Raw genomic sequence first — 18,269 nt, forward strand, 5'->3', positions numbered from 1 at the left:
GACACTCCTCCCATCCCACAAGGAGTGCTCTCATGCCAATCGCCTTACTCGCGCTGACCCTCAGCGCCTTCGCCATCGGAACGACCGAGTTCGTCATCGTTGGCCTCATTCCCACCGTCGCTGCCGACCTCGGCATCGGCCTTCCCTCGGCGGGCCTGCTGGTCAGCCTCTATGCGCTGGGCGTTGCCATTGGCGCGCCGGTGCTCACCGCCCTCACGGGCAAGCTGCCGCGCAAAGCGCTGCTGCTCGGGCTGATGGCGCTGTTCACGGTCGGCAACCTGCTGGCCTGGCAGGCGCCCAGCTATGAATCGCTGATTGCCGCCCGCGTGCTCACGGGGCTGGCGCACGGGGTGTTCTTCTCGATCGGCTCGACGATTGCCACCGGCCTGGTGCCGAAGGAAAAGGCGGCAAGCGCCATCGCGATCATGTTCACGGGCCTCACGGTGGCGCTGGTCACGGGCGTGCCGCTGGGCACGTTCATCGGGCAGCACTTCGGCTGGCGCGAGACCTTCCTGGCCGTGTCGGCGCTGGGCGTGGTCGCCTTCATCGGCAGCTGGATCTTCGTGCCGGGCAACATCCGCCACACGCCGCCGGCCTCGCTGGCGCAACAAGCGAAGGTGCTGGCCGAGCCGCGCCTGCTGCTGGTGTATGCCAAGACGGCCATCGGCTACGGCGGCTCGTTCATTCCGTTCACGTTCCTGGCGCCGATCCTCACCGACGTGTCGGGCTTCAGTGCCGGCGCGGTTGGCTGGGTGATGCTGGTGTACGGCATCTCGGTGGCGGTGGGCAACATCTGGGGCGGCAAGCTGGCCGACCGCATGGGCCCGATTCCGGCGCTGAAGATCATCTTTGCGCTGCTGGCGGCCGTGCTGCTGGTCTTCAACTTCGCGGCGCCGCACAAGTGGCTGGCGCTGGTGGCGGTGCTGATGTGGGGCGCGGTGGCGTTCGGCAACGTGCCGGGGCTGCAGGTGTACGTGGTGAAGCAGGCCGAACGCTTCACGCCGCAGGCGGTGGACGTGGCCTCGGGCCTGAACATCGCGGCCTTCAACCTGGGCATTGCCGGCGCGGCCTGGGCCGGCGGCTTGATCGTGACGCACCTCGGGCTGATGCACACGCCCTGGATCGGCGCACTCGTCGTGCTGGTCTCTCTGGCCCTCACGCAGTGGAGCGGCTCGCTCGACCGCCGTGCCGGCATTCCGGTGCGCGCCTCGGGGCCGGTGCCGGTCGGGCACTGAGTCCTCCCCCTCTTCTTTTTCTTTCTTTGAACACAAGGAACACACACGCCATGACCACGAACAACATCAACACCCCCATTCCCGCCTTCGGCCTCGGCACCTTCCGCCTGCAGGGCCAGGTGGTGATCGACTCGGTGAAGAACGGCCTCGACCTGGGCTACCGCACGATCGACACGGCGCAGATCTACGGCAACGAAGCCGAGGTGGGCCAGGCGATTGCCGAAAGCGGCGTGGCCCGCAGCGACCTGTTCATCACCACCAAGATCTGGACCGACCACTACGCGAAGAGCAAGCTGGTGCCCAGCCTGAAAGACAGCCTCGCCAAGCTGCGCACAGACCACGTCGACCTCACGCTGATCCACTGGCCCTCGCCCGGCAACGCGGTGCCGGTGGCGGAGTTCATGGGCGCGCTGGCCGAGGCCAAGGCGCTGGGGCTCACGAAGCAGATCGGCGTGTCGAACTTCAACATCGCGCTGATGCAGGAGGCCATTGCCGCCGTGGGCGCGCCGGCCATCGCCACGAACCAGATCGAGCTGCACCCCTACCTGCAGAACCGCAAGGTGGCGGCCTTCGCGCAGAGCCAGGGCATCCGCATCACCTCGTACATGACGCTGGCCTACGGCAAGGTGCTGAACGACCCGGTGATCGGCGCGATTGCCACGGCGCACGGCGCCACGCCCGCGCAGGTGGTGCTGGCCTGGGCGATGCAACTGGGCTACGCGGTGATCCCGTCGTCGACGAAGCGCGCGAACCTCGAAAGCAACCTGAAGGCGCAGCAACTGACGCTGACCGAGGCCGAGATGGCGCAGATCGCCGCGCTCGACCGGGGCGAGCGGCTGACCGATCCGCAAGGGCTGTCGCCGGCGTGGGACTGAGGCACTGGCGCGGGGCGTAGCGCCGCGCGGCAGAATGCAGTGCCCCCTCGGGGCGCCCCTACGGGCGCCCTTTTTCTTCTGCTTCTTTTCGCTTGCCAGCCATGACCGACCTTCACACCCGCATCTCCGACAGCTTCAATGCACAGGGCCTGATGGCCACGCTCGGCGCGCGGCTGGTGCATGTGGGCGACGGCGAGGTGCACATCGAGATGCCGTTTTCAAAAGCGCTGTCGCAGCAGCGCGGCTATGTGCATGCGGGCGCGGTGACGAGCATCGTCGACAGCGCCTGCGGCTACGCGGGGCTCACGAAGGCGCCGCAGGGCTGCGACGTGGTGACGGCGGAGTTCAAGATCAACTTCATGCGGCCCGCGCTGGGCGAGCGCTTCCTGGCGGTGGGCCGCGTGCAGAGTTCGGGCAAGCTGCTCGCGGTGTGCACGGGCGAAGTGCGTGCCTTCGCGAAGGCGGGCGACACGGACTACAAGGTGGTGGCGATGATGCAGGCGACCATCGTGAACGTGCCGCAGTGAGCGAACGGCACGTCGCTTCGCGCGGCTAGCAGCGCGGCGTGGTGGCTTCGCTCTGGTCTTGTTGCTGCTGCTTCTGCTGCTCGGCGATCACCGCGCGGCACAGGGCCTGCAGTTCGGCCGCGACGATGTCGGGCGCCTTGCGCAGTTCGGCAATGTCGCGCTCGCCGACGCAGTGGCCTTCGAGGCGCACGTAGATGCGACTGAAGTTGCCGCCGAGCGCGCGTGCAATGTCGCGCAGGCAATCGGCCACGCTGGCAAAGCCGGTGTGGCTGTACGAGCTGGGCGGGATCACACCCTTGGAGCGCGGCGCGCGCACGGAATACAGGTACGACGCGCCTTCAGACCGCAGCTCCACCACGGGCTGCAGACCGCGCTGAACGTCGCCGTTGCCTTGCTTTCCTTGCATGGGGCGGAGTGTAAATCTGGCGAAGGCAGAATCTGCCGACCAGGCCGAAGGCCGCTTCGCGAGGGGTGGCTCTTCTTCATTCTTGTCACGGCGACGCGCTCGCATTGCAGCCGCCATTCACACTTTGATCCATGGCCAATCGCTCCTACCTCTACAGCCTCACCAACCGGCCCACGGCGTACACGGACCGGCCCGAAACCATCTCGGGCCTGTCCGAATGGAACTACGACATTCCGTTCATGTACCGGCTGCTGATGTCGGGCGACCCGCAACTGTGCGCGTCGCTGATCTCCGACGGACTCGACAGCGACGAGGGGGATGAGAAGGTCCGGCTGTACGCGATCAGCGGCCGCTTCGAGCCGGGCTTTGCGCGGGTGAAGCGGCTCATCGACATCATGCGGTTCCTGGCGGCGCAAGCGCCGTTGCCTGCGCCCGCGCCCGCAGCCCCGCCCGTCGTGGCCGCGCCGAAGGCCACGTCGTTCGTCGACCGGCTCAAGGGCTGGTTCTCGCCGTCCGCCGCACCGAAGGCACCACCTGCGGCTGCCGCGCCCGCAGCGGCCACACCCGCGACGGGCTCGACGCAGCTGCCGGGCTGGCTGGACGAGACCCTGGCTTTTCTCGAAGCCCACCGCAACGAGCACCTGCTGCTGGAGACGGTCGAGCTCGACACGATGACCGAATCGGAAGAGGCCCCGCTGCGGGCCTGTGTCGAGAAAGAGCTCGCGCGTTGCCAGCAGGCCGGCGCCGCGCTCGATGCGCTGCCGCAAGACATCGCGGCGGCGGCGCAGGTGCTGCGCGAAGCCGGTGCGAAAAAACAGGCAGCGCCACTCGACGCCTTCTTCGGGCTGCGCTTCGACGACGACTGCGACAGCACGCGCAGCCGCGCCACGGAATATCCGCTGGGGCTGCAGTGGTACGACGTGCTGTACTTCGGCCTGCTCAACCGCGCCGAGTTCGAAGCCGCAACGCGCGGCGACGCTGCCGCTGCGTAGCGCTTCAGTTGCCGCGTCGCGGCTCGGCCCACGCCGAGAGGATGCGCACGGCTTCGGCGTCCATCTTCTGCTCGGCCGGTTGCGCACGCGCGGCCAGCGGTGCGCCGGCTTCGGTGCGCAGCACGTCGACGTCGATGGGGTGGCGCGCCGCCACGGTCACGCCTTTGAATGCGTCGCCCGACTGCGCGAGCGTGGCCGCGTAGTACAGCTGGCCGATGCCCGCGATGTGCATGGCCGCCACGCACATGGCGCAGGGCTCGCACGAGGTGTAGAGCTCGCAGCCCGACAGGTCGACGGTGCCCAGCCGGCGGCAGGCATCGCGAATGGCCTCGACCTCGCCGTGCGAGGTGGGGTCGTGGTGCGCGACGGAATGGTTGAAGCCTTCGCCCACCACCTCGCCGTTCTTGACGACGACGGCGCCAAAGGGCTCGGTGCCGGGCTCCTGGAGCGCCCGGGCCGAAAGAGCCAGGGCGCGCTGCATGAAGTGTTCGTTGTACATGGGTCGGATCTCCTTGGGTCTCAGGCCTTGTGGGCCTGCTCGATGGGGGACGGCGCGGGCGCGGCCTGCGCACCGAACAGGCCGGCCGTGGCACTCGCGTAGCGGCGCGGGTCGAAGCGCAGCACGGCGGGCAGCAGCAGCACGGTGACGGCGGCCAGGTAGGCCCAGGCCATGGTGAAGCCGCCGGTCTGCTCGCGCACCCAGCCGGTGACGAAGGGCGCGAGCGCCGCGATCATGAAGCCCACGCCCTGCATGAAGCCCGCGAGCGCACCGGCCTGCGCGGGGTCGGGCCGGTGGTCGAGCGCGAGCACCATGCACAGCGAGAACGCACCGCCCAAACCGGCGCCGAGCACGACGGCGATGACGGCCGCCGGCACGGGCAGCGCGAGCCCGAGCGCCGCAAAGCCCGCGAGCTGCGCGAGCAGCGCGCCGACCAGCCAGCGCCGCAGGTCGCGCTGGCCGCCGCGCCGCGCGAGCGCCGGCAAGGTGAGCGCGCCGACGACCTGCGCCAGCGTCATTAGCGCGAGCACGGCGCCGCCCTGCTGCGCCGTCCAGCCGCGCTCGGCATGGAAGTAATGCGGCAGCCACGCGACGAGGCTGGTGTAGCCGCCGTTGATGAGACCGAAGCACAGGGCCAGCAGCCACGCGCGGCGGTGGCCGAAGCAGCGCAGCCAGGCGCGGTCGAGCGAGGGGTCGGCGGCGCGCACGGATGACGACGCGGACGGCAGCTGCCGCGCACCGCGCAGCCACGCCGCCAGCGCCACCACCGCGAGCACTGCCCACATGGCAAGGCCGGCGTGCCAGTCGAGTTGCGCATCGCCGCCCACGGCGCGCGCGAGCCACGGGCTGGCCATGGCGCCGAGCCCGCCGCCGCCCATGATGGCGGCCGAGTAGAGCCCGGTCATGAGGCCGAGCCGCGCGGGGTAGGCCTGCTTGACCACGCCGGGCATGAGCGCCTGCACCAGCCCCACGCCCGCGCCCGCGAGCGCGGCGCTCCACAGCAGCGCCGCGGCGCCGCCCGCCACGTAGCGGCCGGCGCAGGCCAGCGCGATGGCGCCGAGCCCGAGCGCGATGCCGCCGCGCGCGCCCAGCCGCTGGCCCACGGCCGCGCCCGACAGCGACACCGCGCCCATCGCGAACATCGGCAGCACGGTGAGCAGCGCGACGGCGTGAAAGCCGATGCCGGTCGCGGCGCGGATCGGTTCGAGCAAGGGGCTGCTCGACGTGAGAAAGGCGCGCAGGTTGAGCGCCACCAGCACGACCACGCAGGCGAAGAAGACCGGGCCCGCGCCGGTGCGCGGGTTGTCGGTTGCAGGGCGTGCGGTGCGGCTCACGCGGGCACGGCGCCGGGCACGAGCGTGCCGTGGCGCGCGACCACGCGGCCGCCCGACGCCACGAGCTTGCGCACCGGGCGGCCCACCACAGCCTGCGCGGGCGTTTGCGCGTCGACCAGCACGAGGTCGGCGCGGCAGCCCACGTCGAGCCCGTAGGCCGCGAAGCCGCAGCCACGCGCGCCGGAATGGGTGACGGTGTCGAGCGCCACTTCGAGCTCGTCGTCGCGGCGCAGGTTGTAGCGCAGGCCGATGAGCATGGCGCGCTCGAGCATGTCGGGGTTGCCGTAGGGCGACCAGGTGTCGCGGATGCCGTCGTTACCGCCGAGCACGGTGACGCCGGCGGCGCGGCACGCCATGAGCGGCGGCACGTTGCGCGAGGCCGGCGCGCTGGTGATGAGCACCACGCCGAGCTTCGCCATGCGCGCGAGCAGCACGTCGCGCTCGCGTTCGCTCACGTCGCCCAGGCAGAAGCCGTGGCTGATGGCCACCTGGCCCTGCATGCCGAGCGCCTCGGTGCGCTGCAGGATCAGCTCGAGCGAGAAGGCGCCCATGGCGCCGGGCTCGTGCAGGTGGATGTCGACGGGGCGCTGGTGCTTGTGGGCGATGCCGAACAGCACGTCGAGCGACTTCACGGGGTCGCCGTCGATGGCGCAGGGGTCGAGGCCGCCGAGCACGTCGGCGCCCATGGCGAGCGACTGGTCGAGCAGCTCGGCCGTGCCGGGGCGCCCGAGCAGGCCCGACTGCGGAAACGCGACGACCTGGATCTGCTGCACCTCGCGCAGCGTCTCGCGCGTGCGCAGCGTGCCTTCGAGGTGGCGCAGGCCGGCCTGCGTGTCGACGTCGGCGTGCGTGCGCAAGCGCGTGGTGCCGAGCGCGAGAAAGGCCTTGGCCAGCACGAGCGACTGGGCGGCGGCATCGTGCCCGCTGGCGTGGCGGAAGGCGCGCTCGTTCTCGATCTTGTCGGTGAGGTTCGTGCCGACCTCGTTGCGGTACCAGTCCATGCCCCACATCGTCTTGTCGAGGTGGGTGTGGCCTTCGACGAGGCCGGGCAGCAGCAAGGCGCCCTCGCCGTCTTCGACGGTGGCACTGGCCGGTGCGGCCAGCGCCGCGCCGATCTCGGCAATGCGGCCGTCGTGCACGCGCACATCGACAGGAGAAGCACCCAGGGGGCGCACGTTGCGGATCAGGAGCTGGGTCATTCGGTTTCGTTCGTGGGTCGGAGGCAAGGGAAGACCGGTCAGGCGGGTTGCGCCGCCACGGTGCGCGGCAGCACGCGCGGCGTGACGAGCGCCACCGCCACGAAGACCAGCGCGTTGACCGCCAGCGCCACCAGCCCGGTGTTGAGCGACTTGAAGACCACGGGCGCCGCCGGGAACAGCGTGCCCAGGTTCGCGCCGGTGGTCATCGTGAAGGCCAGCACCGCACCGCCCGCGAGGATGCCCGCAAAGGCGGCGTGCTTGCTGCCGAAGGGTTTCTTCAGCAGGCTGAACAGCAGCGAGGGCAGCAGCTGCGTGAGCAGGCTCGACGCGAAGATGGCCACGGCCACGATGGTGGTGCCGCCGCGCAGCACGAAGTACACGGCCACCAGCGCGAACACGGGCAGCACGCCGCGCGCCACGCGCGAGACCTGCTTGTCGGTGGCGTGGGGCGCGAAGCCTTCCTTGTAGACGTTCTTGCCGATCACGGTGGAAGCGGTGAGCAAAATCATCGAGCCCGGCACCAGCGCGGTGAGCACGCCCGTGCCGCCGATCACGCCCACGAACCACGGGTCGAAGGTGTGCTTCACGAGGCCGAACAGGGCCAGGTCGACCTCGGAGCCCTTGAGCCCCGGCACCTGCAGGATGGCCGCGAAGCCCACCAGGAACAGGAAGGCGATGACCACCTGGTACAGCGGCATCAGGATGGTGTTGCGGCGCACCGCGCTCGCGCTGCGCGCGGCGTACACCGAGGTCAGGTTGAACGGGTACAGGTAGTAGCCCAGCGCCGTGAGCAGGATGGTCGAGTTGTACCAGGTGAGGTTCAGGCCCTCTTTCGGAAACTCGAAGAAGCTGGGGTTGGCCGCGTGGATGGCGCTGAACATCGGCGTGACGCCGCCGTAGTAGTGCCAGGGCAGGTACACGCCCAGGAACACGGCGAGCACGAGGATCAGGATGTCCTTCACGATGGCGATGCTGGCCGAGCCGTGAATGCCCGAGAACAGGATGTAGCTGACCATCACGAGCGTGCCGATCCAGATCGCCACCTGCGGCGCGATGGAGCCGTACGAGGCCTCCGACACGATGATGCCCAGCCCGCGCAGCTGGATGGTGAGCAGCGCCACCATGCCCATGAGCGCCACGACGGACACCAGCACGCCGAGCGGGCGGCTGTCGTACTTGTGGGCGAAGAAGTCGGAGAACGACACCAGCTTGTGCGCGGTGGCGTAGCGCCAGATGGCCGGCAGCATCCAGAAGGCCATGAGATAGGCCAGGCCGCCGTAGGCCAGGATGTAGAAGGCCGGCGAACCCTTGCTGTACGACCAGCCGCTGGCGCCCAGGAAGGTGAAGGTCGAGAACGACTCGCCCGCCATGAGCAGGAACACCATGATCGTGCCCAGCCCGCGCCCGCCCAGCGCCCATTGCTCCAGGCTCATGGTGCGCCCGCGCCGCGCGAGCACGGCCAGGCCGAGGGCGCCGGCCACGAAGAGCGCGATCACGCCGAGTGCGGCGTTCATCGCGCGTCTCCTGCGGCCTGGGCATCTTGCGCGTCGAGGTCGCCCTCGGCGCGGTCGATGACCACCATGATGAGCGAGGTCAGCACCAGCCAGCTCACGTTCCAGACCATCAGGAAGGGCATGCCGAGCACGAAGGTGGGCGCGACGGACGACAGCCATCCCCCGCTGAAGAAGGCGGCGACCGGCAGCAGGGCCAGCCATTTGGCGAGTTTCATGGGATGTCTCTGTGTGTTCGGGTGGTTGGAAATTCGATCTTCTTTTGGTTAACCATTTTAAATATTTTGGTTAACCAAACGGCGCGAATGGTACGGAGCCGGGCGGGCCGCGTCAATCCGGGGGCTTTCCCGGAGGTGGCGGGGTGCAGGCAATAATCCGCAGGCCCATGCCTGCCGCCACCCGCCGATCCGCCGCGCCCGCCCCTTCGACTGAACCCATCGAGTCCGCTGACGACGCGAACGTGGACGAGCGCGTCTACGCCGCCGTGTCCAAGGCGCTGCTCAGCGGCAAGCTGCGCCCCGGCACGCCGCTGCGCGAGCGCGCGCTGGCCGAGGCGCTGGGCTGCACGCGCGGCGCGGTGCGCAAGGTGCTGGCGCGGCTGGGCTCCGAGAAGCGGCTGGTGCTGGAGCACAACCGCGGCGCCTTCGTGCCCAACCCGTCGATCGACGACATGCGCGGCATCTACCGCGCGCGCCGCATCGTGGAGGCCGGGCTGGTCGCCACGCTGTTCGGCCGGCTGGCGCGCGACCAGGTGGCCGCGCTGCGCAAGCACGTGCAGGCGGAGCAGAAGGCGTTCAAGGAAGGCCGGCGCGAGGACGCGATCCGCCTGGCCGGCGACTTCCACCTGCTGCTGGCGCAGATGGCGGGCAGCGACGAGCTGCTCTCGTACATCCGGCGGCTGATCTCGAACACCGAGCTGTACAAGGCGCTGTACGACTCGGCCGAGGCCGCGAGCTGCGCGCCGCGCGAGCACGAACAGATCATCGAAGCGCTCATGGGCGACTCGCTCGACGCCGCGCTGGCCGTGGCGTTGGAACACCTGGACGAGCTGGAGCAGCGCGTGATCGCCGGCGCGGCGGCGGAGCAGGAAGTCGACCTGGCGGCGCTGCTGAACGGCAGTGCCCCGGCGCGAAGCCACGGGCACGATCACTGAGGCTTTCGCGCCCACATTTCGTCCACATTTCGCCCATGAGCGAAGTGTCGAGGGGCCGGTCTCGCGAAGATCGGCGCACCATGCCAACGACCCCGCTCGCCGCTTCAGTCCGACCCCACGTCCCTGCCTTCGAATGGACGCTGCTCGCGGTGCTCGCGACCTGCTGGGGCGCCTCCTACACCTTCATCAAGATCGGCGTGGCGACGATCCCGCCGGTCACGCTGATCGCGGCACGCACCCTGATCGCCGGATTGCTGCTGCTCGCGGTGCTGCGCGTGCGCGGCGTGCGCTTGCCCAAAGACGGCGCGACATGGCGGCGCTTCGCGCTGCAGGCTTGCCTGAACAGCGTGCTGCCGTTCACGCTGATCGCCTGGGCCGAACGCAGCGTGGATGCCGGGCTGGCGACCATCCTCAACTCGACCTCGCCGATCTTCATCTTCCTGCTGGGGTGGGGCTTGGGCGGGGCGGGCAAGCCCACGCTGCAGCGCCTCTTCGGCGTGGGGGCGGGTCTGGCGGGCATTTGCCTGATCGTCGGCTTCGAGGCCCTGCAGGGGCTGGGGCATTCGCTGCTGGCGCAGCTGGCGCTGGTGGTGGCCGCCGTCTGCTACGGCTGCGCCGCGATGTTCGGCCGCGTGTTCAAGGGCCTGGACCCGATGGTGCCCGCGGCCGGTTCGCTGCTGAGCGGCGCGGCCCTGCTCGTGCCCGCGAGCCTGGCGATCGACAGGCCCTGGACGCTCGCCCCCTCGGCCGCGTCGATGCTCGCCGTGCTGGCGCTGGCGGTGCTCTCCACGGCGCTGGCCTTCACGATCTACTTCCGGCTCATCAAGACGCTGGGGCCGATGTCGACCTCGGCGCAGGCCTACCTGCGCGTGCCCATCGGCGTGACGATCGGCGTGGTGTGCCTGGGCGAAACGCTGGCGGCCACGGCGTGGATCGGGCTGGCCTGCGTGGTGGTGGGCGTGGTCGCGATGACGATGCCCGACACACAACTTTTGCGCCGGGGCCTTCGTTTTTTACGCGGCTTTTAGACCCGCGCTTCTACGCTGCCGGCTCCTCCATCCGTTAGCGAATTCTTTCGATGAAACACCTCCTTCGTACCGCCTTGCCGGTGCTCGTTCTTCCCACCCTGTTCGCCCTGCCGATGCTCGCCAATGCGCAGCTCACGGGCAACGTGGCGCTGACCACGAACTACAAGTTCCGCGGCCAGGACCAGGACCAGGACATGCTGGGCAAGAACGACTACGCCAAGACCCGCGGCTTCAAGCCCGCCGTGCAGGGCGGCTTCGACTACGCCTTCGGCGACAGTGGCTTCTACGTCGGCAACTGGAATTCGAGCGTCAACTGGCTCAAGGGCAACAGCCTGGAGAGCGACCTGTATGGCGGCTACAAGTTCAAGGCCGGCCCGCTCGACATGGACGTGGGCGCCCTCACCTACCTGTACCCGGGCAATTCGACAGGCAACACGACGGAGCTGTACGCCAGCGCGGGCTACACCGACGCGACGCTGGGTTCGTTCACGCTGAAGTACTCGCACACGGTGTCGAAGGACTACTTCGGTTATGCCGGCGCCAAGACCGGCTCGGGCCGCACGGGCCGCAACACCGGCTACCTGAACCTGGCCTACAGCAAGGAGATCGTGCCCAAGGTCACGCTGAAGGCGGCCGTGGGCTACACGAACATGTCGAGCGACATCCGCGGCCTGGGCTACAGGAGCTACGTGGACTACAACGTCGGCGCGACCTACGACTTCGGCAGCGGCCTCACGCTCACGGGCTCGGTGCAGGGCGCGAACAAGAAGAGTTCGTACGTTTCCGTGGCCAACCCGGGCTTCGACTACGGCTTCGGCACCGTCGGCCAGACGACCTACTCGCCGAACAAGGCGCGCTTCATCCTCACGCTGACCAAGACCTTGTGATCAGTCGATGCTGATGTTCGCCGCCTTGGCGACTTCGGCCCACTTCACGCGGTTGGCGTGCACGGTCTTCTTGAACTGCGCGGGCGACTCGATGCGCACGGTGTTGCCCTGGCTCTCGAAGCGCTCGCGGATCTCGGGCTGCTCGAGCACGGTCTTCACGGCGGCGTTGAGCTTGTCGACGATGTGCGCGTCGGTGCCCTTGGGCGCGAAGATGCCGAACCAGATGGCGCTGTCGAAGCCCTTGGTGCCGGGCAGGCCGCTGGAGGCGATGGTCGGCACCTCCTTCACGGCCGGCACCGCCGTGGCGGTGGTCACGCCCAGCAGGCGCACCTTGCCGGCCTTGTAGTGCGGCAGCACGGTCTGCACCTGGTTCATGATGCAGCAGGTCTCGCCGCGCACCACCGAGGTGATGGCCTCGGGGCCGCCCTTGTAGGGCACGTGGACCATGTTCAGGCCCAGGCGCGAGTTGAACTCGGCAAAAGCCATGTGCGTGCCCGCGCCGTTGCCGGTGGAGGCGTAGTTGTACTTGCCGGGGTTGGCCTTCACCAGCTCGACGAACTCCTTGAGCGTGCGCACGTTGATCACCTCGGGGTTGATGGTGAGCACGTTCGACACGTCGAGCACGGGCGCCACGGGCACGAAGTCGGCCTCCACGTCGAAGGGCAGCTTCTTGTACAGCGCGGCGTTGCTGCCGTGCGTGGCGGCGGTGCCGAACGAAAGCGTGTAGCCGTCGGGTTTGGCATGGGCGACGTACTCGCTGGCGATGTTGCCGGCCGCGCCCGACTTGTAGTCGATGATCACGGGCTTGCCGAGCTGGCGCGACAGCGGCTCCTGGATGGCGCGGGCCACCACGTCGACGCCCGAGCCGGCCGGGAAGCCCATGATCAGTGTGACGGGTTGTTGCGGCCAGTCGGGCTGGGCCAGCGCCAGGGTCGATGCGGCAGCGGTGCAGAGCAAGGCGCCAGCGGCCAGCAGGGCGCGACGCGGGAAGGGAGAATGGGCCATGTCGGTCTTTCTTCGAGGCGGACGGTGCAGGCGCCGATTGTGGCGCGCGGCTGATATCTGTTTGCACATGTGCTTATGCACCGCGCCCCTTGCCTCTCCATAATCGCTCCATGGTCCGCCCCACACAACAACTCCACACCCATCGCGAACCGGTGCCCGTGCGCGCCGCCGCCACCGTCCTGCTGCTGCGCGACACCGACGCCGGCCTGGAGGTCCTCATGACCCGCCGCTCGGCCACCGCGAGCTTCGCGCCCGGTGCCTACGTCTTTCCGGGGGGCCACATCGACGCGGCCGACGCCGCCGCCGCGCGCATCGCGGCGCGGCGTGCCACGCAAAGCGACACGCAGCACACGCAGGCCATCGCCGCGATCCGCGAGGCCTTCGAAGAACTCGGCATCCTGCTGGCCCGCCATGCCGACGGCCGCGCGGTGGCTGCCGGCGAGGTCGCCGCGATGGACCGCAACGCCACCGCCGGCACGGCCTTCGCCGACCAGTGCGCCGCGCGCGGCCTGGTGCTGTCGGCCGACGAGGTCTTCACCTTCGCGCACTGGATCACCGACCGCGACCTGCCCAAGCGCTTCGACGTGCCCTTCCTGGTGGCGCGCATGCCCGAGGGCCAGGTGCCCACGGCCGACGAGAGCGAGCAGTTCGAGCCCTGCTGGGTGCGCCCGGCCGATGCGCTGGCGCGCCACGAGGCGGGCAGCTTCTTCATGATCTTCCCGACCATCCGCACGCTGCAGCGCATGGCGGCCTATGCGACGGTCGATGCGGTGCTCGCCGCCTGCGCGCCCGGTGCCGACGGCCAGGAGAAGCCGCTGTGGACCAGCTGCCCGCGCGCCGGCCTGCTCAAGGGCGAGGACGCGCGCTACATGGAACACGAGTCGCCCTTCGGCGAGCTCGCGCTGGTGTGCCCCGACGGCCAGATCGCGCACGCGCTCGACTGGCAGAGCACGCAGCCCGTGGCGCTGCTGAAGAACGTGCAGCGACTCACCGCGCCGAACCCCAGCGCCATGACCGGCCCGGGCACCAACACGTATCTCGTGGGCGACGCGGCCACCGGCTACCTCGTGATCGACCCGGGCCCGAACGATGCCACGCACCTGGCGCGGCTGATGGAAGCCACGCAGGGCGACATCCGCCTGATCGTCTGCACGCACTCGCACGCCGACCACTCGCCGGGCGCCGCGCCGCTGCAGGCGCTGTGCGCCGCCGAGCGCAAGCCGCCGATCCTCGGGCTGTCGTCCGCACCCACGGCACGTTCCACCGCGCGCTTCAGCGCCGAACGCGAGCTGGCCGACGGCGAACGGCTGGTGCTCTCGGGCACCGCGCCCGACGGCACGCCCCTCGTGCACACGCTGCGCGCCATCCACACGCCCGGCCATGCGGCCAACCACCTGTGTCTGGTGCTGGAAGAAGACGGCCTGCTGTTCTCGGGCGACCACATCCTCAACGGCAGCACGACGGTGGTCGATCCGCCGGACGGCGACATGACGGCGTACCTCGATTCGCTCGACAAGCTCGACGCGGCCTGCGCGGCCGGCGGCATCGATTTCATCCTGCCGGCGCACGGCTACGTGATCGGCTTTGCGCGCACGGCCATCGCGCACCTGAAGGCGCACCGCCTCAAGCGCGAGGCCAAGATCGCCGCCGCGATGCAGCGGCTGCCCGACGGCACGCCCGAGCAGTGGCTGCCGCTCGCCTACGACGACGTGCCCGAGCGCATGTGGCCGGTGGCCGCGCGTTCGCTGGCGGCGCATGTGGCGCGCATCCGTCAACTGGCCGACGCGCGATGAACCGCTCGAACCGCCCCTCTGCGCCCGACGACGAAGGCGTGCGCCTGGCCAAGCGCGTGGCCGCGCTGGCCCAGGTGTCGCGCCGCGAGGCCGAGCTGCTGATCGAAAACGGCGCCGTGAGTGTCGACGGCGTGCCCGCCCTGCTGCCGCAGTCGCGCGTGCAGCCGCACCAGCAGGTCGAGATCGCCGCCGGCGCGCGGCCCGAGCCCGTGGTGCCGGTGACGATGGTGCTGTACAAGCCCGCCGGCATGCCGACCGACAACGCCCACCAGCTGCTGGTGGCCGCCAACCACCACGAGCCCGAGCGCGAGGGCCAGCGCTTCCTGCCGGCGCATGCGCGCGGCCAGCGCTGCATGACGCCGCTCGAAACCGGCGCCAGCGGCCTCGTGGCCTACACGCAGGAATGGCGCATCGAGCGCAAACTGCAGGAAGACGCGGGCATCCTCGAACACGAAGTGATGGTCGACGTGGCCGGCCCGGTGAGCCCCGAGGTGCTGGCGCGGCTGGAGCGCTCGCCCGCGCGCGTGAGCATCGGCCGGCAGTCGCCCGAGCAGACCGGCCTGCGCTTTGCGCTGAAGGGCGCGCGGCCCGGGCAGATCGCGCACATCTGCGACGGCGTGAACCTGCGCATCGTCGGCATGCGGCGCCTGCGCGTGGGCCGCGTCTCGCTGGCCGGGCTGCAGCCGGGACAGTGGCGCTATCTGGCGCCGAACGAGCGTTTTTGAAAGAGGCTTGAGGACGACGAGGCAGCACCGCAAACTGCCACCTGAAGACAGCGGCCCCGCGCCGCACACGGGAGATACCAGCACCATGAAGTTCGGCACACCGATCCGCACCCTGGCCTGCACCCTGCCCCTGACGCTGCTGGCGGGCTGCAGCTACCTCACGGCCCTGCTGTTCCCCGACGCGCCGGTCGGTTCGCCGCCCGCAGCGACAACAGCCGCCCCGCCCGCCGTGGTTTCCAAGGACGGCCTCGCGCCGATCACCGCGGTGCAGGTGGAACGCATCCGCGAAGCCGTCGGCGGCAAGCCCCCGAGCCCCGCGGTGGGCAAGGTGGTGGGGAGCGCGTCGCCGACCATCGAATCCTTCTTGCGTACCGAAGGCTGCATCACGGCGCGCAACGGCGCGGTGCTCAACCCCTTCGCGGCGCCCGGCCGGTTGTTCGACGGCACGGGCTTCCAGGGCGGGCCGATGGCCGAGATGCAGTACCACGACAAGACCGCCTGCGTGACGGTGCAGCGCATCCAGAACTGGAAGCTGGTGTCGCCCCGGCTGCTGCGCTTCGACGTGGTCTACGTGGGCGACGACGGCGAGGAGCGCGCCATCAAGCGCCACGAACTCATGCGCCAGCCCAAGGGCGGCTGGCTGTTCACGCGCTGAGCGTTGTGGCCGGCGAGCGGCACGTGCCGCTCAGCGGACGGTCGTGGCGGGCTTGCCTTGTTGGCCTTGTGCGAGCGCGTCATCGGCCGGCTCCCAGCCGCCGCCGAGCGCCATGAACAGCACGACCTGGTCGTCGGCCAGTTGCGCCTCGCTGGCGGCCAAGGCGGCGTCTGCGCCGGCCAGTGCGCGTTCGGCGTCGAGCGCGTCGAGGTAGGCCGTGCGGCCGTTGCGGTACAGCTGGCGCGCCTGCGCGGCGACCTTGGCGCTTTCGTCGCGCGAGGCCTGCAGGGCGGCGCGGCGGTCGAGCTCGCGGGCGTAGGTGCCGAGCGCGGTCTCGGTCTCGCGCAGCGCGGTGAGCACGGTGCCGTCGAACTTGGCGAGCGCGGCGCGCGTGCCGGCTTCGGCCTGCGCGATGCGGGCCTGCGCGGCGCCGGTGTTGGGCACGGTCCACGAGATCAGCGGGCCCACGCTCCAGGCCAGCGTGTCCTGGCGGCCGAAGCCGGTGGCATGGCCGGCCGACGAGCCCGACAGGCCCAGCGTGACCTTCGGATAGAGGTCGGCCGTGGCCACGCCGATGCGCGCGGTAGAGGCAGCGAGGCTGCGCTCGGCCTGGCGGATGTCGGGCCGGCGGCGCAGCAGCGCGGCGCCGTCGCCCACCGGCAGCGCGCCGGCCACGCGCGGCGGCGCGGTGCAGTCGGCCACCTCGCGCGGAAAGTCTTGCGGCAGCGCGCCGGTGAGCGTGGCCAGGCGGTAGAGCGCGCCCTGGCGCTGGGCCTTCAGCGGCGGCAGCGCGGCATCGAGCTGCGCGAGTTGGGCGCGCGCGCGGCCGGCGTCGATGGCGCCGGCGCGGCCCGCGCTGCAGGCGCTCGGTGACATTCACGGCGTCTTGCTGCAGCGCGACCGACTTCTGCGCGATCTGCAGCCGCAGGCCGGCCGAGCAGGCTTCGGCGTAGGCGCGCGCGGTGCCGGCCGCGACGTTCACGCGCACGAGGTCGAGCGCGGCTTCGGCGGCCTGGCTGCTGGCGGCCGAGGCCTCGATGGCGCGGCGGATCTGGCCGAACAGGTCGACCTGGTACGACAGCGACGCGCCCGCGCTGTAGTTGAAGGTGTTCGGCGGCTCGTAGCCCTTTTGCAGCAGCGACAGGCCCGAGACGTGGCCGAAGGACGGCCCGCCGTTCACGCCGATCGTCGGGTACTTGGCGCCGGCCACTTCGGTTTCGATGGCGCGTTCGCGCTCGAGGTTGGCGACGGCCTGGCGCAGGTCGGTGTTGTGCGCGAGGGCCTGGGTGACGAGCCGGTCGAGCAGCGGGTCGTGGTACAGGCGCCACCAGTGCGCGGGCAGCGGCGCAGCATTCGCCGGTGCTTCGGCGAAAGGCTTGGCCGCAGCGGGCTGGCTGGCCAGCGCCTCGGGCGGCCGCCGGTAGTCGGGGCCGACCGCCGCGCAGGCCGCGAGCCCGGCCGCGACCGCGAGCGAAGCCATGCGAAAGGCGAAGCGGGTCATGGCGGTCATCCCTTCTTCGGCGTGGCGGCCGCGTGGGCCGCGTCGTGTTCGAGGACCTGCACCGTGACCGTCTGGCCGGCCACGAGGCGCGCGCCTTCGGGCAGCGGGTCGAGCTTCACGCGCACCGGGATGCGCTGCGCCAGCCGCACCCAGTTGAAGGTCGGGTTCACGCTGGGCAGCAAGTTGGCGCTGGTGGAGCGGTCGCGGTCGGCGATGCCGGCGGCCACGCTGTCGACCGCGCCTTCGAGCACCGCGCCGCCGCCCATCGGCGTCACGCGCACGCGGTCGCCCAGGTGGATGCGCGGCAGTTTCGTTTCTTCGAAATAGCCCTCGACGTAGAACGACTGCGCATCGACCAGCGCGAGCACCGGCCGGCCGGCGGCGGCGTAGCTGCCCTGGCGCAGGTCGAGGTTGGTGACGAGGCCGTCGGCCGGCGCGCGCACTTCGGCGCGCTGCAGATTGAGGCGCGCCGAATCGAGCGCCACCTCGGCCTGCGCGACGGCGGCCTGGGCCTGCTCGACGCGGGCGCGGGTCTGTTCGCGCGACTCCTTGGACACCAGCTCGTCGAGCCCCGTGTTGCGTGCGTTCTCGCGCTGGGCCTGGGCGCTCACGGCGCGCTGCGCGGCGAGCGCGGCCTGCGCCTGGCGCACGGCGAGGTCGTAGCGCGCGCGGTCGACCTCGAACAGCAGCGTGCCGGCGGCGACCGGCTGGTTGTCGCGGATCGGCACGGCCGTGACGAGGCCCGACACGTCGGGCGCGATCTGGACCACGTTGGCGCGCACGCGGCCGTCGCGCGTCCACGGTGCGAGCTCGTAGTGGTCCCACAGGCGAAAGCCCGCCCAGACGGCGGCGGCCACCACGGCCACGGTGAGGAGAACGCGCAGCAGGCTCTGCGCCCGGGGGTTGTCTGCGAAGGGATTGGCTTTCATGGGAATCTCTGTGTT

The 18,269-nt window shown here is 70.4% G+C and carries 18 protein-coding genes and 1 pseudogene; 10 read left to right on the forward strand and 9 right to left on the reverse strand.

What is annotated here, in order from left to right; genetic code table 11:
• The first annotated feature begins 32 nt into the window (after nt 1-32).
• The 3 genes from FFI97_RS27000 (at nt 33) to FFI97_RS27010 (ending at nt 2,637) form a co-directional block, all read left to right on the forward strand.
• On the forward strand, nt 33-1,235 hold the full coding sequence (locus FFI97_RS27000) for an MFS transporter (protein ID WP_070060146.1): 1,203 nt from the start codon (nt 33-35) through the stop codon (nt 1,233-1,235).
• Nucleotides 1,236-1,285: 50 nt separating this feature from the next.
• The gene (dkgB, locus tag FFI97_RS27005) at nt 1,286-2,110 is read left to right on the forward strand and encodes a 2,5-didehydrogluconate reductase DkgB (RefSeq protein WP_139702982.1); all 825 of its coding nucleotides are present in this window, start codon (nt 1,286-1,288) and stop codon (nt 2,108-2,110) included.
• A 101-nt stretch (nt 2,111-2,211) separates the two neighbouring features.
• A complete protein-coding gene (locus tag FFI97_RS27010) occupies nt 2,212-2,637 on the forward strand; it encodes a PaaI family thioesterase (RefSeq protein WP_070060148.1) in 426 nt (141 codons plus the stop codon).
• A gap of 25 nt (nt 2,638-2,662) precedes the next feature.
• On the opposite strand, the gene FFI97_RS27015 is transcribed toward FFI97_RS27010, so the two are convergent.
• Complete coding sequence (locus tag FFI97_RS27015) at nt 2,663-3,043, reverse strand: hypothetical protein (RefSeq protein ID WP_139702981.1); 381 nt, start codon at nt 3,041-3,043, stop codon at nt 2,663-2,665.
• A 131-nt stretch (nt 3,044-3,174) separates the two neighbouring features.
• Between FFI97_RS27015 and FFI97_RS27020 the strand changes: the two genes are divergently transcribed.
• Nucleotides 3,175-4,035: a hypothetical protein gene (locus tag FFI97_RS27020; RefSeq protein ID WP_139702980.1), complete on the forward strand. Its 861-nt coding sequence runs from the start codon at nt 3,175-3,177 to the stop codon at nt 4,033-4,035.
• A 4-nt stretch (nt 4,036-4,039) separates the two neighbouring features.
• Here the strand turns inward: FFI97_RS27020 and FFI97_RS27025 are convergent, their stop codons facing one another.
• Genes FFI97_RS27025 through FFI97_RS27045 form a run of 5 tightly spaced genes read right to left on the reverse strand, consistent with a single transcriptional unit; the run spans nt 4,040 to nt 8,796 of the window.
• Nucleotides 4,040-4,534 (reverse strand): nucleoside deaminase, encoded by a 495-nt coding sequence (locus FFI97_RS27025; RefSeq protein WP_139702979.1) that lies wholly within the window; start codon nt 4,532-4,534, stop codon nt 4,040-4,042.
• 20 nt (nt 4,535-4,554) lie between these two features.
• A complete protein-coding gene (locus tag FFI97_RS27030; RefSeq protein ID WP_144004534.1) occupies nt 4,555-5,868 on the reverse strand; it encodes a cyanate transporter in 1,314 nt (437 codons plus the stop codon).
• Entirely contained in the window at nt 5,865-7,067 is a 1,203-nt protein-coding gene (locus tag FFI97_RS27035; RefSeq protein ID WP_139701408.1) for an amidohydrolase family protein, read from the reverse strand. Before FFI97_RS27035 ends, FFI97_RS27030 begins: the two co-directional genes overlap by 4 nt.
• A 38-nt stretch (nt 7,068-7,105) precedes the next feature.
• Nucleotides 7,106-8,581: a sodium:solute symporter gene (locus tag FFI97_RS27040; RefSeq protein ID WP_139701409.1), complete on the reverse strand. Its 1,476-nt coding sequence runs from the start codon at nt 8,579-8,581 to the stop codon at nt 7,106-7,108.
• The gene (locus FFI97_RS27045; RefSeq protein ID WP_095948148.1) at nt 8,578-8,796 is read right to left on the reverse strand and encodes a DUF3311 domain-containing protein; all 219 of its coding nucleotides are present in this window, start codon (nt 8,794-8,796) and stop codon (nt 8,578-8,580) included. The genes FFI97_RS27040 and FFI97_RS27045 overlap by 4 nt, the downstream gene beginning before the upstream one ends.
• A gap of 167 nt (nt 8,797-8,963) precedes the next feature.
• On the opposite strand from FFI97_RS27045, the gene FFI97_RS27050 reads away from it, so the two are divergent.
• From FFI97_RS27050 to FFI97_RS27060, 3 genes are all read left to right on the forward strand, one after another.
• Entirely contained in the window at nt 8,964-9,731 is a 768-nt protein-coding gene (locus FFI97_RS27050; RefSeq protein WP_139701410.1) for a GntR family transcriptional regulator, read from the forward strand.
• Nucleotides 9,732-9,811: 80 nt separating this feature from the next.
• Nucleotides 9,812-10,759: a DMT family transporter gene (locus FFI97_RS27055; RefSeq protein ID WP_139701411.1), complete on the forward strand. Its 948-nt coding sequence runs from the start codon at nt 9,812-9,814 to the stop codon at nt 10,757-10,759.
• A 50-nt stretch (nt 10,760-10,809) separates the two neighbouring features.
• Complete coding sequence (locus tag FFI97_RS27060; protein WP_139701412.1) at nt 10,810-11,646, forward strand: TorF family putative porin; 837 nt, start codon at nt 10,810-10,812, stop codon at nt 11,644-11,646.
• Here FFI97_RS27060 and FFI97_RS27065 read toward each other — a convergent pair whose 3' ends face one another.
• The gene (locus tag FFI97_RS27065; protein WP_139701413.1) at nt 11,647-12,651 is read right to left on the reverse strand and encodes a Bug family tripartite tricarboxylate transporter substrate binding protein; all 1,005 of its coding nucleotides are present in this window, start codon (nt 12,649-12,651) and stop codon (nt 11,647-11,649) included.
• A gap of 110 nt (nt 12,652-12,761) precedes the next feature.
• Between FFI97_RS27065 and FFI97_RS27070 the strand changes: the two genes are divergently transcribed.
• The 3 genes from FFI97_RS27070 (at nt 12,762) to FFI97_RS27080 (ending at nt 15,824) form a co-directional block, all read left to right on the forward strand.
• Complete coding sequence (locus FFI97_RS27070) at nt 12,762-14,444, forward strand: MBL fold metallo-hydrolase (RefSeq protein ID WP_139701414.1); 1,683 nt, start codon at nt 12,762-12,764, stop codon at nt 14,442-14,444.
• The gene (locus FFI97_RS27075; RefSeq protein ID WP_139701415.1) at nt 14,441-15,169 is read left to right on the forward strand and encodes an RNA pseudouridine synthase; all 729 of its coding nucleotides are present in this window, start codon (nt 14,441-14,443) and stop codon (nt 15,167-15,169) included. Before FFI97_RS27070 ends, FFI97_RS27075 begins: the two co-directional genes overlap by 4 nt.
• An 85-nt stretch (nt 15,170-15,254) precedes the next feature.
• Nucleotides 15,255-15,824: a hypothetical protein gene (locus FFI97_RS27080; RefSeq protein WP_139701416.1), complete on the forward strand. Its 570-nt coding sequence runs from the start codon at nt 15,255-15,257 to the stop codon at nt 15,822-15,824.
• 30 nt (nt 15,825-15,854) lie between these two features.
• Here FFI97_RS27080 and FFI97_RS27085 read toward each other — a convergent pair.
• Both FFI97_RS27085 and FFI97_RS27090 read right to left on the reverse strand, forming a co-directional pair.
• Nucleotides 15,855-17,334, reverse strand: a pseudogene (locus FFI97_RS27085) (efflux transporter outer membrane subunit).
• Nucleotides 17,331-18,254: an HlyD family secretion protein gene (locus FFI97_RS27090; protein ID WP_095743575.1), complete on the reverse strand. Its 924-nt coding sequence runs from the start codon at nt 18,252-18,254 to the stop codon at nt 17,331-17,333. Before FFI97_RS27090 ends, FFI97_RS27085 begins: the two are co-directional and overlap by 4 nt.
• Nucleotides 18,255-18,269 lie beyond the last annotated feature (15 nt).

The sequence above is a fragment of the Variovorax sp. KBS0712 genome, assembly GCF_006323185.2.
GTDB classification, from domain to species: Bacteria; Pseudomonadota; Gammaproteobacteria; order Burkholderiales; family Burkholderiaceae_C; genus Variovorax; species Variovorax boronicumulans.